Source organism: Rheinheimera sp. KL1 (genome assembly GCF_001275035.1).
Lineage (GTDB): Bacteria > Pseudomonadota > Gammaproteobacteria > Enterobacterales > Alteromonadaceae > Pararheinheimera > Pararheinheimera tangshanensis.
In genome coordinates, this window is record NZ_LAMX01000006.1 from 77,962 (window position 1) to 91,179 (window position 13,218).

The following is a 13,218-nucleotide window of genomic DNA, read 5'->3' on the forward strand; positions in this document are numbered from 1 at the left end:
CTTTTTTTATGGGCGAAATTTGGTGGTTGAGTCAGCCGCTAAAGGCCTTAAGGATATAAAAATGCAGCAGACCAAACAAATTCTGGTGATCGGCAACGGTATGGTGGGGCATCATTTTGTTGATCAATTACGAGCCAAAGACCCTGCAGCGCACATTACTGTGCTTTGTGGTGAAGCTCAGCTGGCGTATGACAGGGTGCATTTATCCGGCTATTTCAGTGGCACTAGCACAGAGCAACTGGCGTTAACCACGGAAGAAGCCTATCAGGCGGCTACTATTCAATACCGTTTAAATTGTTGGGTGGAGCAAATCAACCGCGAGCAGCAATTGGTGGTGACCAGTCAGGGTGGTCAGTTTTATTACGACGAATTGGTGCTGGCTACAGGCTCTTATGCGTTTGTGCCGCCTATTCCTGGTCATGATCAGCCGCATTGTCTGGTGTACCGTACTTTGCAGGATTTAGACGCGATAGCAAAAAGCGCTGCGGTGAGCAAAGTTGGGGTGGTGATAGGTGGCGGTTTGCTAGGGCTGGAAGCGGCTAATGCGCTGAAACAACTCGGTTTACAGACTCATGTGGTGGAGTTTGCGCCACAACTGATGGCGGTGCAGCTGGATCAGGGCGGCGGCCAGATGTTAAGCCAGAAAATTACTGATTTGGGTGTGCAAGTGCATACCGGCAAAGCGACTCAGGCCATAGTAGCTGGTGCTGAATGTCGTTATCAGTTGCAGTTTGCTGATGGTGAAAGTTTAGAGACGGATTTAGTGTTGTTTTCTGCCGGGATCCGGCCTTATGACCAGTTGGCGCGCAGCTGTGGTTTAGTTGTAGGTGATAGAGGTGGCATTGTCGTCAACGATCAGTGCCAAACCTCCGACCCCCATATTTACGCCATAGGCGAATGTGCTTTGTGGCAGCAAAAGATTTTTGGACTGGTGGCGCCTGGTTATCAGATGGCGCGTGTGGTGGTCAGCCAACTTACAGGGGGCGAGCAAAAATTTAGCGGTGCTGATATGAGCACCAAGCTGAAACTACTGGGTGTGGAGGTGGGGTCTATTGGCGATGCCCATGCCAGAACGCCCGGCGCTTTAAGTTACGTATTCACAGATCCACGTGCTCAAATCTATAAAAAAATGGTGGTAAGCTCCGACGGTAAACGCCTGCTGGGGGCTGTGCTGGTCGGTGATACCAGTAACTATGACAGTCTGCTGCAATATGCTCTCAACGATATGCTGCTGCCAAAACAGCCGGAGCAACTGATTTTACCTGCCGCGGCCGGCACACCTGTAGCGGCTTTAACTTTACCCAATAGCGCCACCATTTGTTCCTGCCATAACGTGGCCAAAGGCGACATAGTGGCGGCTATGGACTCTGGTTGCTGCGATTTAGCCAGTATCAAAAGCTGCACTAAGGCCAGTACTGGCTGTGGTGGTTGCACTGCTTTGCTCAAATCCGTAGTGGATGACGAGTTAAAAAGCCGTGGCGTGGAGGTGAAAAATCATCTCTGCGAACACTTTGCTTATTCGCGTCAGGAATTGCTGCATTTAGTCCAGGTCGGCGGTATTAAAACCTTTGCTGAACTCTTGAGCCGTCATGGTCAGGGCCTAGGCTGTGATATTTGTAAGCCAACTGTGGGTTCTATTCTGGCATCGAGCTGGAATGATTATGTGCTGAAAAAACCTCATATAGGTTTGCAGGACACCAACGATACCTTCCTGGCCAATATGCAAAAGGACGGCTCCTATTCAGTGGTGCCTCGTATAGCAGGTGGTGAAATTAGCGCAGAAAAACTGCTGGTGATAGGTCAGGTGGCACTCGATTTTAACCTCTACACCAAAATTACCGGTGGTCAGCGTATCGACTTGTTTGGCGCCCGTTTAGAGCAGTTACCCGCTATTTGGCAGCGTTTAGTGGATGCTGGTTTTGAGACAGGCCATGCCTATGGCAAGTCGTTGCGCACCGTCAAATCTTGTGTCGGCAGTACCTGGTGTCGTTATGGTGTGCAGGATAGTGTCGGCCAGGCCATAGCCATTGAAAACCGCTACAAAGGCTTACGAGCGCCACACAAAATCAAAATGGCAGTGTCGGGTTGCACCCGTGAATGTGCCGAAGCGCAAAGCAAAGACATTGGCATTATTGCCACCGAAAACGGCTGGAACCTGTATGTCTGCGGTAACGGCGGCATGAGACCACGCCACGCCGACTTATTTGCTACCGACCTCGATACTGACACCTTAATCCGCTACATAGACCGCATTCTGATGTTGTATATCCGCACTGCGGATCGTTTGCAGCGCACCTCGGTCTGGATGGAAAAACTGGATGGCGGCCTGGACTATCTGCGTAAAGTCATTATCGACGACGAGCTGGGAATAGCTGCAGAGCTGGAAAACCAGATGGTGGCTTTAGTGAATACCTATGCCTGCGAATGGAAAGCCACGCTGGACGACCCACAAGCGCTGAAACGTTTCCGTCAGTTTGTAAATAGTCCGGATGCGGATGAAAACATCGTTTTTGTCGAAGAGCGTGCACAAATCCGCCCTGCGACCGCAGAAGAAAAACGCCAATGGCAACAACAAATTCCGATTAAAGAGCTGCCTGTAAAGGCTTTAGCAGAGGAGAACTAATATGGCCTGGACTGATATTTGTGCTTTTGAAGACTTAGTCGAAAACAGTGGTATTTGCGCTTTGCTGAATGGGCAGCAAGTGGCTGTATTTTTGCTGGAACTGCAGGGCGAACCGCAGATATTCGCTGTGGGTAATTACGATCCTTTGGGTAAGGCGAATGTGCTGTCGCGCGGTATGGTGGGTTCTATAGGTGAGCAAATCGTAGTGGCGTCACCTTTGTATAAACAGCATTTTGACCTAACGACAGGCCAGTGCTTAGAACAGCCCGAAGTGGTGATCCCTGTGTATGGCGTCAAGTTGCAACAGGGCAGAGTATGGCTGAATGCTGAATTACAAAATCAACAAGCATCAGCGGCCTGATCGCAGGATTCAAAGACATCCTCGATAAAGGCAAAGGACAAGGCGTAGGCCAAAAAAAGCAGACAAGAAAGGGTGGTAGCAACATGAGTGTAATCAGTAATTTATTGCGTTCACCTTTGACAGCGCAATGGCTATCAGGCTGGAACTGGAAAGGTGAAACAGCAGCAACAGAGCAGCAAAAACCAGCTGGCAAAGGTCAGGTGGTGCTGATAGGTGCAGGGCCTGGTGATCCTGAACTACTCACAGTCAAAGCCCAGCGTTTATTGCAACAGGCTGATGTGCTGTTGTTTGACTCTTTAGTGTCGGCTGAGTTGTTGGCAATAGCGCCACGGCGCTGCAAAAAAGTTTTTGTCGGCAAAAGAGCCGGCCGTCATGCCATGCCACAACAAGAGATTAACCAGTTGCTTGTGGAATATGGCCAGCAAGGTGGTTTAGTGGTGCGGCTCAAAGGTGGCGACCCAGCGATTTTTGGCCGGGTATCGGAAGAAGCCGCAGCGCTAGAACAGGCAGGTATTGCTTTTGCGATAGTGCCAGGCGTCACCAGCGCCTGCGCTGCTTCGGCTTATTGCGGTATTCCGCTGACTGCCCGGGGTTGTGCTACTTCAGTGCAGTTTTTAACGGCGCAGTTTGCAGATCCTTCTAAACAACCCGACTGGTCTGGTTATCAATACAGAGCCAATGGTTCTAACCCAACCCTGGTGGTTTATATGGGATTGAACCGCTTGCAGCAACTCTGTGCCGGTTTAGTTTCAGTTGGCTGGCCGGACTATACGCCCATTGCGCTGCTGGATCAGGTCAGTACCCCACAGCAAAGCCAGCTGCAGGGTACTTTGGCTGATATCAGTGATCGTCTTGCTGCTTTCCCATTGAATGGCCCAACCCTGATTGTGGTGGGCGAGGTGCTGAAGCAACGGATGAAAGTGGATTTGAGCTTGTTGCAACAGCTCACTGTGACCAGCTAACCCTTCGTAAAACCTGATTCGTTTTGTCCTCTGGCTGCTTTAAAGCGCCAGCAGGCGAAGCTTTGCCAAAAATTAGCCTTAACAGAAGGAATTTGTATGCGTTGTTACTCTTTGCCCGCTTTGGCTGTAATGGCTGCTTGCACTGCAGTTTCAGTCAGTGCTGCTGAAACTGCTTCTAGCGCTTTCACTGCACCAGAACTAAAGATGTTATTCCGTTACCGGCTGGAAGCTGTGGATCAGGATGGTCTTGCCGAAAATGCCTTGGCCAGCACGCTGTTGTCTCGTTTTAGCCTGACGCAACAATTCAGTCATGGCTGGTCAGCAGGTGGCGAATTTGATTATGTCGCTGCGATAGGGGATAAAAATTACAACGACAGTATCAATGGCAAAACGACTTATCCACTGGTGGCTGACCCTGCTGGTGCTGATTTAAATCAGGCTTTTGTAATGTATCAAAGTGGTGAGCAGACACTAAAAATTGGTCGCCAGCGTATTAACTTAGCCAATGAACGTTTTGTTGGTGGTGTAGGTTGGCGCCAGAACGAACAGACCTTTGATGCAGTGCGTTATCAGACGAGTTTATCTGCTGAACTCAAACTAGATTACAGCTACAGTAGTAAAGTGAACCGGGTCTTTGGCAGCAAAAGCCCACAAGGCGACTGGAGTTCGGATTTACATTTGCTGGATTTACGTTATCAGCCCAACTCTAACCATCAGCTCGGCGCTTTTGTGTATCAGATGGAATTTGACGATGCGCCTTTAGTGTCAAACCAAACGCTGGGGCTGGATTATCAGTACAGTCAGGTGTTGTCCCCAAGCAGCCGTTATATGCTGTATGGCTCTTACACCCGCCAGCAGGATGCAGGCGATAACCCAAATTCCTACGACGCAGAGTACTGGACTGTGGAAGCTAACCTTTGGCTGGACCAATGGCAAAGTGGGCTTGGGGTTGAAGTCTTGGGTTCTGACAACAGCATAGGTTTTGCTACACCGCTGGCTACTTTGCATAAGTTTCAGGGTCTTGCTGATAAGTTTCTCTCTACCCCTGCCAACGGCATTGAAGATAAGTATCTGAAACTGGGTTATAAACTGGACCAGCTGGAATTGATGGCCTTTTATCATTGGTTGGATGCTGCGGAAGGTGAGGCGGATTATGGCAAAGAGCTGGATTTGCAGCTGAGTTATAACCTGAACGCTCAGCACGCGGTCTTGCTGAAATACGCGGATTATCAGGCGAATTTATTGCATACAGACACCAGCAAATTCTGGTTACAGTGGTTGGCTAAGTATTAAAGCAAGTGAAATGGCTGTCCGTTTAATTCGCGGCAGCCACTAAATAGAGGATCACTAAGCTTTGCAATACACAAATACATTGCCAGAACCAAAGCGGATGCAGCTCAATTAAGCTCAGTGGCTTTTGAAACTCAGCATTGGGGTGGCGCAAGTCGTATAAAAACTCAGACAAAGCCTGATAACGTTTATTCGGGTCGGGGTGCAGCGCTTTTTCTAAGGTGAGATCCAGCCAGATTGGCAGTTCGCTGTCTTTACTTAACACTGACTGATAACGCAGTTTTTTCTGCGCTTTGCTGCTTTTAGCCCGAGCAACATCAGCGCCATAAGGATAACAGCCGGACAGGAGTTGGTAGGTAAGCACTGCCAGCGAATATAAATCCGACCGCTCTGTACCCGCTAGACCTAAAAAATACTCAGGCGCTGTGTACAAGGCTGTACCTGGAATGTCGCCTGCTACTTCGTCATCGGTTTGCAAGCCAGCCAGCCGGGCAGCACCAAAATCGATAATTTTCACTATGCCTTGCGGTGTGATCATCAGGTTGTCTGGACGAATATCCTGATGCAGAATTTCACTGCGGTGTAGCGACTGCAGGCCTCTACCCAGCTGTTCAATAATACCCCGCACTTGTTCCAGAGTCGGGTTAGGGTGATCCAGCTGCCACTGTTTTAAAGTCTGGCCTTCGACATACTCAAATAAGGTATAAAGCGCAGTGCGGGGCCTGTTGATACTGGCTGAACGCATGACATGCTGGCTGTTGACTCTTTTAGCTATCCATTCTTCGCGCATCAACCGCTCCAGATAATCCGGCTGTTCTGCTAAATCTGTGGATGGAGCTTTCAGTACCAGCAACTGTTCTGTATTTGTATCCTGCACCAGATAGACATGGCTGCGACTGCTTTGTTGTAGCGCTTTTATCACCTCCAGGCCATCCAGTGTATCGCCCGGTTGTAGCAAGGCAGGTAAAGGTAATTGTTGATCCAGACACTGAGGTAAATTGTTGTCGGTCGGCAACTGCTCAATACGCACCAATTGCAGAGTGATATTGTCCTGGCTACCTGCTGCTAAAGCAGCTTCGGTTAGTTGCAAAGCCAGCAGAGGTAAATCTGCCTCAGCTTCCAGTAAAGTGATCAACTGAGCCTCTGGCAACACCTCAAACAAACCATCTGTCGCCAGTAAAAACAAATCCCCCTGCTGCAAAGGAATACTTTGATAATCCGGTTCCAGCACAGCGCCCGCGCCAAGCGCCTGACTTAAAAAACTGCTGCTGCCACGCCAGACACGATGATCTCTGGTTAGTTGCTCCAGTTGCTGGTTGCGCAGCAGGTAAATCCGGCTGTCCCCCACATGCAGCCAATGGGCGTGGCGCTGTTTTAAGATTAAGGCACTAAAAGTACAGACATAACCTTTGTCCGGGTCTGAGCCAAAAGGGCCATTGCGGCTTTGCGCATACAACCAGTTATTGCTGGCTTTAAGCACTTGTAAGGCGGCATGAGGCACTGACCAGGCGTCGCTGGTGCAGTAATAATCGTCCAGAAAGCTTTTTACCGCAGTTTCACTGGCAATCTGGCTGACAGTGCTGGTGCTGATGCCATCTGCTACTGCCAAGGTGATGCCTTTGCTGCTGAGTTCCGGCTCTTTCGGCAGATAAGCGCCAAAACTGTCCTGATTTAACGCCTTACGGCCAGCAACAGAATGCTGGCCTATGGAGACTTGTAAGGAGGCTGACAACAGCATGATCAGGCTTTGGCCAAAGCTGCTGCCGGGCTTTCTGTTGGTTTCGGGGCCAATTGACGTTTGGGTGCTGTTTTATAGTGAGTGCTGTACAGGGTTAAACCGGTAAAGGCTAAACCACCGACCAGATTGCCTAAAGCCGTTGGGATTTCGTTCCAGATCAGATAATCCATCACAGAGAAATCACCGCCCATCATCATGGCAAAAGGGAACAAAAACATATTGACCACTGAGTGCTCAAAACCCATAAAAAAGAACAACATAATAGGCATCCACATCGCCAGCACTTTGCCGCTGACATGAGTGGAAATCATAGCGCCAACCACCCCCATAGACACCATCCAGTTACATAACATGCCCCGCAGGAATATGGTCATCCAGCCAGCCACACCATGTTCGGCATAACCTAAAGTACGGGCTTCACCTACACCAGCCAGTTTTTGTCCGACGGCGTCTGGTTCCAGATGAAAGCCCATGGTCAAGACAAAAGCCATCATGGCGGCCACAGTTAAAGCCCCAAGGAAATTACCGCTAAACACCAGAGCCCAGTTGCGTAATATGCCTTGTATTGTGACACCAGGGCGACGGTCGAGCAGAGCCAGTGGCGTTAATACAAAGACACCTGTCAGTAAGTCGAACCCCATCAGGTACAACATAATAAAACCGACCGGAAACAGCATGGCACCGACTAAAAAGGAGCCAGTCTGGACAGCTACTGTGACTGCAAATACTGCAGCCAAAGCCAGAATAGCACCGGCCATATAAGAGCGGATCAAGGTATCACGGGTCGACATAAAAATTTTGGATTCGCCGGCATCGACCATTTTGGTCACAAATTCGGCTGGTACTAAATAAGCCATAGCTTCACCTCTTCCTGTTGTTACTGTTGGTTTGTTCAGGTCGTGTTTTTTGAAAACAAAAAAGGCGTCCGGATCATGCTGTTGCCAGCCGATCTCGGGACGCCTTTGTCCTGAATATCATTTTTGTATGGGTAGTGCTTAGTGTTTCTATGTTCGGAGGTGTAGAGCACCTCTGCCTATTTCACTGAGCAACTTTAATGCCAGCAGAGGTTTTTATATCAATGCCTTGATTTTGCTTAGCTTTTGCAAGGCTGAGCTTGAGTTAGTGCGACAGGGAGGTGCCATTGTTGTGCATTTTATGCACTATTACGGGGCGTTACTGCTTTATGCTGCATGATAAAACCAAGTCGATTTTTGCCAGCAATCCAGTATGGGTAGGGGCTGCGGGCTGATATAAAGGGTATGGAATAAGCATTGCTAGAGTATGGGACTATCTGCAACCCAGGGCAGCCCATGAATCATCCGACAGCTCAGTTTCTGCTGGCCGCCAAACAGGCGGAAATCAAAGCGCTGCAGCAGCTTTCAGAGACTTGTTTGCTGGTGACCCTTATCAGTGAGCTGGTCCATCAGTTGCAGCGTGAGCGTGGTATCAGCAATATTTTTCTGGCATCTGGTTCTGAGTTGTTTGCATTACAGCGTCAGCAACAGCTGGTGCACAGCACAAAAGCAGAGCAACAGCTACGCAGTCAACTCACAGCTCAGTATCTGCAGGCAACTGAATCGTGCAACAGTAGTCGTTTATTAAGCGGAGTCTGTCTGGCGCTGCAAGGTATGGATCATCTGGCTGAGTTACGCGAACAGGTGGGTAAACAGCAATGTACAGCATTGCAGTCGACCGAAGCCTGTAGCCGCTTAATTGCCGCCTGGCTGGCCGTGGTGCTTGAGTCTGCCGATTTATCTTGTGACGCAGCTATTAGCCGTCAGCTGGTGGCTTTATTCAATTTACTGCAAACCAAAGAATATGCCGGACAGGAACGCGCCTGGGGGGCTATGGGTCTGGCTTCTGGTCAACTGAGCACTGAGTTAGCGGAGCGTTTATTATTACTGCAACAGGCGCAGCAGCATAGCTCTGCTGTATTTCTTGAATTTGCCACCACAGAGCAACAGCAGCAGTGGGATGTGCTGGAGCAGGCCACAGCAGCCAAACAACAGCAGCAACTCAGAGCTATGATCCGGCAACTGGCAGGTACTAAAGCTCCAGTGCCTGCGGTCAGTGATCTTTGGTATCAGTTTGCGACTGAACGAATGGATGCCATGCACTTATTGCAGGCGGAATTGACCGCTCAATTACAGCAACTGACTTCAGCCACTGTAGATGCAGCACAGCAACAACTGCAGCACCATCAGTCCAAACTGACCGAATTAGCAGCGCTGCCTGCCAGTTCAGGCCTAACCTTACTGATAGACTCCAGTATGCCGGGTTTATATGGCGCTTCTGTGTTGCCGCAACCTGTCGGTGAGCAAAGTGTTCAGGCGCCAAGTCGATCTTTCTATCAGCTGTTATCCGAACAGTCGCAACATATTCGCCAGATGCATGCAGAGCTGACCGATGCCCGCCGTGCTATCACTGAACAAAAGCTGATAGACCGCGCTAAGTTATTGCTGATGCAGTATAAAAAGCTGACCGAAGAGCAGGCCTATCGCCAGTTGCAACAAAGTGCCATGAAGCAACAGTGTCGTATTGCCGAGATAGCCGATGCGGTGGTAAAAGCGTTAAAGCCTGTGAATACTTAGTTTCAATAACCTAGCTGAGGATCAAACCAGAGCATTTTGTTTTTTAACGGAGTTTCAGCGGGAAGAATGGGATTGGCTAATTGAATCACAGTTCTGGATTTTAAGTCGGCCTGCTGTATGGCGCTGCTGAAGTGTTGTAAAAACAGTTGCTGCATACTGCCATCTTCAATGGCGCGCAACAGCCCAATTTCTATCGCATTGGCCAGTTCGATATTGTCTTTTTGCACAAAAAAATACAAAGCTGCTGGGTAATGTAACACCCATTTGGGTGCTACAGCCAAAGACATGCCTGGTCTTTGTTGCAATTCTGGCCAGATCTCGGTGATGGATCGAGGGAAGTAATCAATACGCCTGGCTTTGAGCATTTTAAACATCGAATCAAAGTCGCCGCTGCCTAATACCCGAAAATGATTGGCTTTTAAAATAGGGTAATCAGGCCAGTCGCTGCCTTGCACGGAGGGACTGTTTTTTAACTGCCTTTCGTCCAGTTGCTGAATTTTTTGCTCATTGTCCTGATGGATAAGCAATAAACGCCAGCCTATTAAGCCTCTGTCTATAGGGATACGAATAGGCCGCAACTCTTTTTCCCGTTCCGGAGAGGTCATAGTCCAGACCACATCCAAGCCGTTATTCGAACCCAGCTGGCGCAAGGTTCTGTGCTGGGTCATCACCTGGCCGCTTGGCACCAGTTGATAGTCAGTACCGGATTTCTCTATCGCCAGATGCAACAAGGCAATCGGATAGCTGCCACGGACATCACCCAACATGGACATAGGCCAGGAGTAGATCACTTGTTGTGGCTGAGCGCCACTTAAAAAGGGTAGCAGCAGAAAAATGAAACAGACTAGGGGATAGAACCGGGCCATCATCACAGACATCTTATGCACTCCATGGCGTTGCTTCTGAAACTATAGAACATTTCAGCGACAAGGTTAGTCGGCTGTCTTCTGCTGATGTTATTTTGCCGATTATAATCAGCAGCAAAAGTTGAAGGGGGTAAAGAGATGACTGACGAATTAAAAATTGAAGATGTGGTGGTGGGCGAAGGCAAAGCAGCTGAACGCGGGGCTTTAATCACAGCTCATTATCGAGGCTGGCTGGAAGATGGTTCAGAGTTCGATTCCTCCCATAAAAGAGGTGAAGCTTTTCAGTGTATTTTGAGCAATAACAGAGTGATTCAGGGCTGGATTTTAGGCTTAAAAGGCATGCAGGTGGGTGGCAAACGTAAGTTATGGGTGCCAGCACATTTGGCTTATGGTGAGCGCCAGATTGGCACTATGATACCGCCGAATTCAAACCTGATTTTTGAGATAGAACTGCTGGAAGTGCTGACCAGAGATGACTGACATTCATATCTGAGTGGTTATGTTTTGGTTATCAGTCAGTTATAAATTTGAAACCACTTACATTCGGCGCTCTTACTGCGCTGTGGTTTATCTAAATCTAGTTGATAACAATTCGTATTAGTGTATTATTCGCTCAATTTTATTGGGGGGTAATCATGGCGTTACAACAGAAATTCAGAAAGCTGCCAGTGGTATTGGCTGTGCAATTAGCTTGTGTGGTGGGTGCTGTTCAGGCAGCAGATGACAAGGCTGAAAAAGAAATTGAAAAGATTTCGGTCACAGGGCACTACACTGTTAACGAAAACATTGATACGGCTACTGGTTTAGGTTTGTCTTTATTTGAAACCCCTCAATCTGTCAGTGTTATTACTTCTCAGCGCATTATCGACCAGGGCTTCAGCGGTATCAATGAAGTGATTAGTCAGACAGTCGGTGTGTCGGCTAAACAGTTGGATACGACGCGTAACACCTTCAGCGCCCGTGGTTTTGATATTGATAAATATCAGATTGATGGTGTGCCTTTAGCCTGGTCTTTAGCCGGAGATTCAGGCGAAACCATCACGGACGTGTCGATTTATGAACGTATTGAAGTAGTGCGTGGTGCTACAGGTTTGCTGACTGGTGCTGGTGATCCTTCTGCTTCTATTAACTTAGTGCGTAAACACGCCAATTCAGCTGAGTTGAAAGGTTATGTGAATGCGGGTATTGGCCGTTGGAGTAACAGATTTATCACAGCTGATGTATCGACTGGTTTAGATGCGGAAGGCGATGTACGTGTACGTTTAGTTGCGAAAAAAGAAGTCGGTGACAGCTTTATGGATATCCCTGAAGACGACAAAACTGTGCTTTATGGGGTAGTCGATGCTGATTTGACGGAACAAACTTCTGTTAGTTTCGGTAGTAGCTATCAGGACAACGATCCTAAAGGTTCGACCTGGGGTGGGTTAGCCGCCTGGTTTAGTGATGGCACTGCAACCAATTGGGACAGAAGCATCACTTCCGCAGCTGATTGGACTTACTGGGCCTCTACCAACGAGAACAATTTTGCCAATCTGGTGCATAACTTCTCTAATGGCTGGCAGGCGAAAGCCAGTTTCAATCAGACTCAAAATACTGCAGACACTCAATTGTTATACCTTTTCGGCTCACCAGACAAAGAGACAGGTTTAGGTTTGTCTCCATGGCCTTATAAAAGCTCAGGTGTTAGCACGCAAAACAGCTTAGATCTGCAGTTAAAAGGGGATTACCAGCTTTTAGGGCAGAGTCATGAGTTTGTCGTTGGTGTATTAAACAGCAAACAGGAAGCTCATACAGTCACTTTTGCCCAAACCTCGGCTTCTGTTCCTGTAGGCAATTTTTATGAATGGACAGGTAGCACCTATCCCGAGCCGACCTTCTCTGCTTCTCCAGCTGTGGCTGTTGATTTAGAAACAGAGCAGGATGGTTACTATGCGGCAACTCGTTTATCTTTGACTGATGATTTAAAACTGATTGCGGGTGGTCGTTTGTCGAAGTGGGAGCGCACTGGTGTAAATTACGGTGTTGTTGAAAACTATGGCGATGACAGCGTGTTTGTACCTTACGCCGGTTTAATGTACCAGCTGAATGCAAACCATAACGCTTATATCAGTCAGACTGAAATCTTCAAACCACAAAATGCCCGTGTCGCTTCTGGCGAGTTTATTGACCCATTGGAAGGCACCAACACTGAATTAGGTTTAAAAAGCTCTTTCCTGGATGGTGCCGTACAAACTGCCGTTGCTGTATTTAAAGTGGAGCAGGACAATCTTGCTCAGGCTATTGGCACTTTTCCTCCTGTAGGGAACAATCTGCCTGAAGCTATGTATCGTGCGGCTCAGGGGGTCGAAAGTGAAGGTTTTGAAGTGGAGGTGATTGGCCAGTTAATGGACAACTGGAATATCTCTGCTGGCTATTCTCAGTTTAAAGCCGAAGACGCAGCTGGCACTGAAGTAAATACTGATCACCCACGTAAAAAGCTGAACCTCTTTACAACCTATGATTTTACTAATGAGTTACAAGGTTTAGTTATTGGTGGTGGCATCAGCTGGGAAGATGAGCAGTACAGCGGCACAGCGCCAAAAATTCTGCGACAGGATTCATTTAGCCTGGTTAGCCTGATGGCTCGTTATGAAGTAACAGAACAGTTGTCTGTACAGTTTAACGTCGACAACCTGTTTGACGAAACTTACTACAGCCAGATTGGTTTCTTTGACCAATACGGCTATGGCACACCACGTAACTTCACTTTAGGCGCGACTTACTCGTTTTAATCAGGGGCAGAGCCTT

10 protein-coding genes are annotated in these 13,218 nt (G+C 48.4%); 7 read left to right on the forward strand and 3 right to left on the reverse strand.

The window, feature by feature from the left end; all coding sequences use genetic code 11:
* The first annotated feature begins 61 nt into the window (after nucleotides 1-61).
* From nirB to WH43_RS02535, 4 genes are all read left to right on the forward strand, one after another.
* Nucleotides 62-2,623 carry a nitrite reductase large subunit NirB gene (gene nirB, locus WH43_RS02520; protein WP_053423085.1) on the forward strand — a complete coding sequence of 854 codons (2,562 nt, stop codon included), beginning with the start codon at nucleotides 62-64 and terminating at the stop codon, nucleotides 2,621-2,623.
* Nucleotide 2,624: 1 nt separating this feature from the next.
* The gene (gene nirD / locus WH43_RS02525) at nucleotides 2,625-2,984 is read left to right on the forward strand and encodes a nitrite reductase small subunit NirD (RefSeq protein WP_053423086.1); all 360 of its coding nucleotides are present in this window, start codon (nucleotides 2,625-2,627) and stop codon (nucleotides 2,982-2,984) included.
* Nucleotides 2,985-3,067: 83 nt separating this feature from the next.
* Entirely contained in the window at nucleotides 3,068-3,946 is an 879-nt protein-coding gene (gene cobA / locus WH43_RS02530) for a uroporphyrinogen-III C-methyltransferase (RefSeq protein ID WP_053423087.1), read from the forward strand.
* A gap of 96 nt (nucleotides 3,947-4,042) precedes the next feature.
* Entirely contained in the window at nucleotides 4,043-5,239 is a 1,197-nt protein-coding gene (locus WH43_RS02535; protein ID WP_053423088.1) for an alginate export family protein, read from the forward strand.
* Between the two features lie 22 nt (nucleotides 5,240-5,261).
* Here the strand turns inward: WH43_RS02535 and WH43_RS02540 are convergent, their stop codons facing one another.
* Together WH43_RS02540 and WH43_RS02545 are read right to left on the reverse strand one after the other, a co-directional pair.
* Nucleotides 5,262-6,974: a bifunctional protein-serine/threonine kinase/phosphatase gene (locus WH43_RS02540; protein ID WP_053423089.1), complete on the reverse strand. Its 1,713-nt coding sequence runs from the start codon at nucleotides 6,972-6,974 to the stop codon at nucleotides 5,262-5,264.
* A 2-nt stretch (nucleotides 6,975-6,976) separates the two neighbouring features.
* A complete protein-coding gene (locus tag WH43_RS02545; RefSeq protein ID WP_053423090.1) occupies nucleotides 6,977-7,831 on the reverse strand; it encodes a formate/nitrite transporter family protein in 855 nt (284 codons plus the stop codon).
* A 453-nt stretch (nucleotides 7,832-8,284) separates the two neighbouring features.
* Between WH43_RS02545 and WH43_RS02550 the strand changes: the two genes are divergently transcribed.
* The gene (locus tag WH43_RS02550; protein WP_053423091.1) at nucleotides 8,285-9,565 is read left to right on the forward strand and encodes a nitrate regulatory protein; all 1,281 of its coding nucleotides are present in this window, start codon (nucleotides 8,285-8,287) and stop codon (nucleotides 9,563-9,565) included.
* 2 nt (nucleotides 9,566-9,567) lie between these two features.
* Here WH43_RS02550 and WH43_RS02555 read toward each other — a convergent pair whose 3' ends face one another.
* Nucleotides 9,568-10,443, reverse strand: coding sequence for a substrate-binding periplasmic protein (locus tag WH43_RS02555; RefSeq protein ID WP_053423092.1), 876 nt, complete (start codon nucleotides 10,441-10,443; stop codon nucleotides 9,568-9,570).
* Nucleotides 10,444-10,569: 126 nt separating this feature from the next.
* Here WH43_RS02555 and WH43_RS02560 point away from each other — a divergent pair, with 126 nt between their 5' ends.
* Together WH43_RS02560 and WH43_RS02565 are read left to right on the forward strand one after the other, a co-directional pair.
* A complete protein-coding gene (locus tag WH43_RS02560) occupies nucleotides 10,570-10,911 on the forward strand; it encodes an FKBP-type peptidyl-prolyl cis-trans isomerase (protein ID WP_053423093.1) in 342 nt (113 codons plus the stop codon).
* A gap of 155 nt (nucleotides 10,912-11,066) precedes the next feature.
* On the forward strand, nucleotides 11,067-13,202 hold the full coding sequence (locus WH43_RS02565; RefSeq protein WP_082335654.1) for a TonB-dependent siderophore receptor: 2,136 nt from the start codon (nucleotides 11,067-11,069) through the stop codon (nucleotides 13,200-13,202).
* Nucleotides 13,203-13,218 lie beyond the last annotated feature (16 nt).

Coding starts and splice junctions, on each gene's coding strand:
- nirB (WP_053423085.1), top strand. CDS start 62: ATGCAGCAGACCAAACAAATTCTGGTGATCGGCAACGGTATGGTGGGG.
- nirD (WP_053423086.1), top strand. CDS start 2,625: ATGGCCTGGACTGATATTTGTGCTTTTGAAGACTTAGTCGAAAACAGT.
- cobA (WP_053423087.1), top strand. CDS start 3,068: ATGAGTGTAATCAGTAATTTATTGCGTTCACCTTTGACAGCGCAATGG.
- WH43_RS02535 (WP_053423088.1), top strand. CDS start 4,043: ATGCGTTGTTACTCTTTGCCCGCTTTGGCTGTAATGGCTGCTTGCACT.
- WH43_RS02540 (WP_053423089.1), bottom strand. CDS start 6,974: ATGCTGTTGTCAGCCTCCTTACAAGTCTCCATAGGCCAGCATTCTGTT.
- WH43_RS02545 (WP_053423090.1), bottom strand. CDS start 7,831: ATGGCTTATTTAGTACCAGCCGAATTTGTGACCAAAATGGTCGATGCC.
- WH43_RS02550 (WP_053423091.1), top strand. CDS start 8,285: ATGAATCATCCGACAGCTCAGTTTCTGCTGGCCGCCAAACAGGCGGAA.
- WH43_RS02555 (WP_053423092.1), bottom strand. CDS start 10,443: ATGTCTGTGATGATGGCCCGGTTCTATCCCCTAGTCTGTTTCATTTTT.
- WH43_RS02560 (WP_053423093.1), top strand. CDS start 10,570: ATGACTGACGAATTAAAAATTGAAGATGTGGTGGTGGGCGAAGGCAAA.
- WH43_RS02565 (WP_082335654.1), top strand. CDS start 11,067: ATGGCGTTACAACAGAAATTCAGAAAGCTGCCAGTGGTATTGGCTGTG.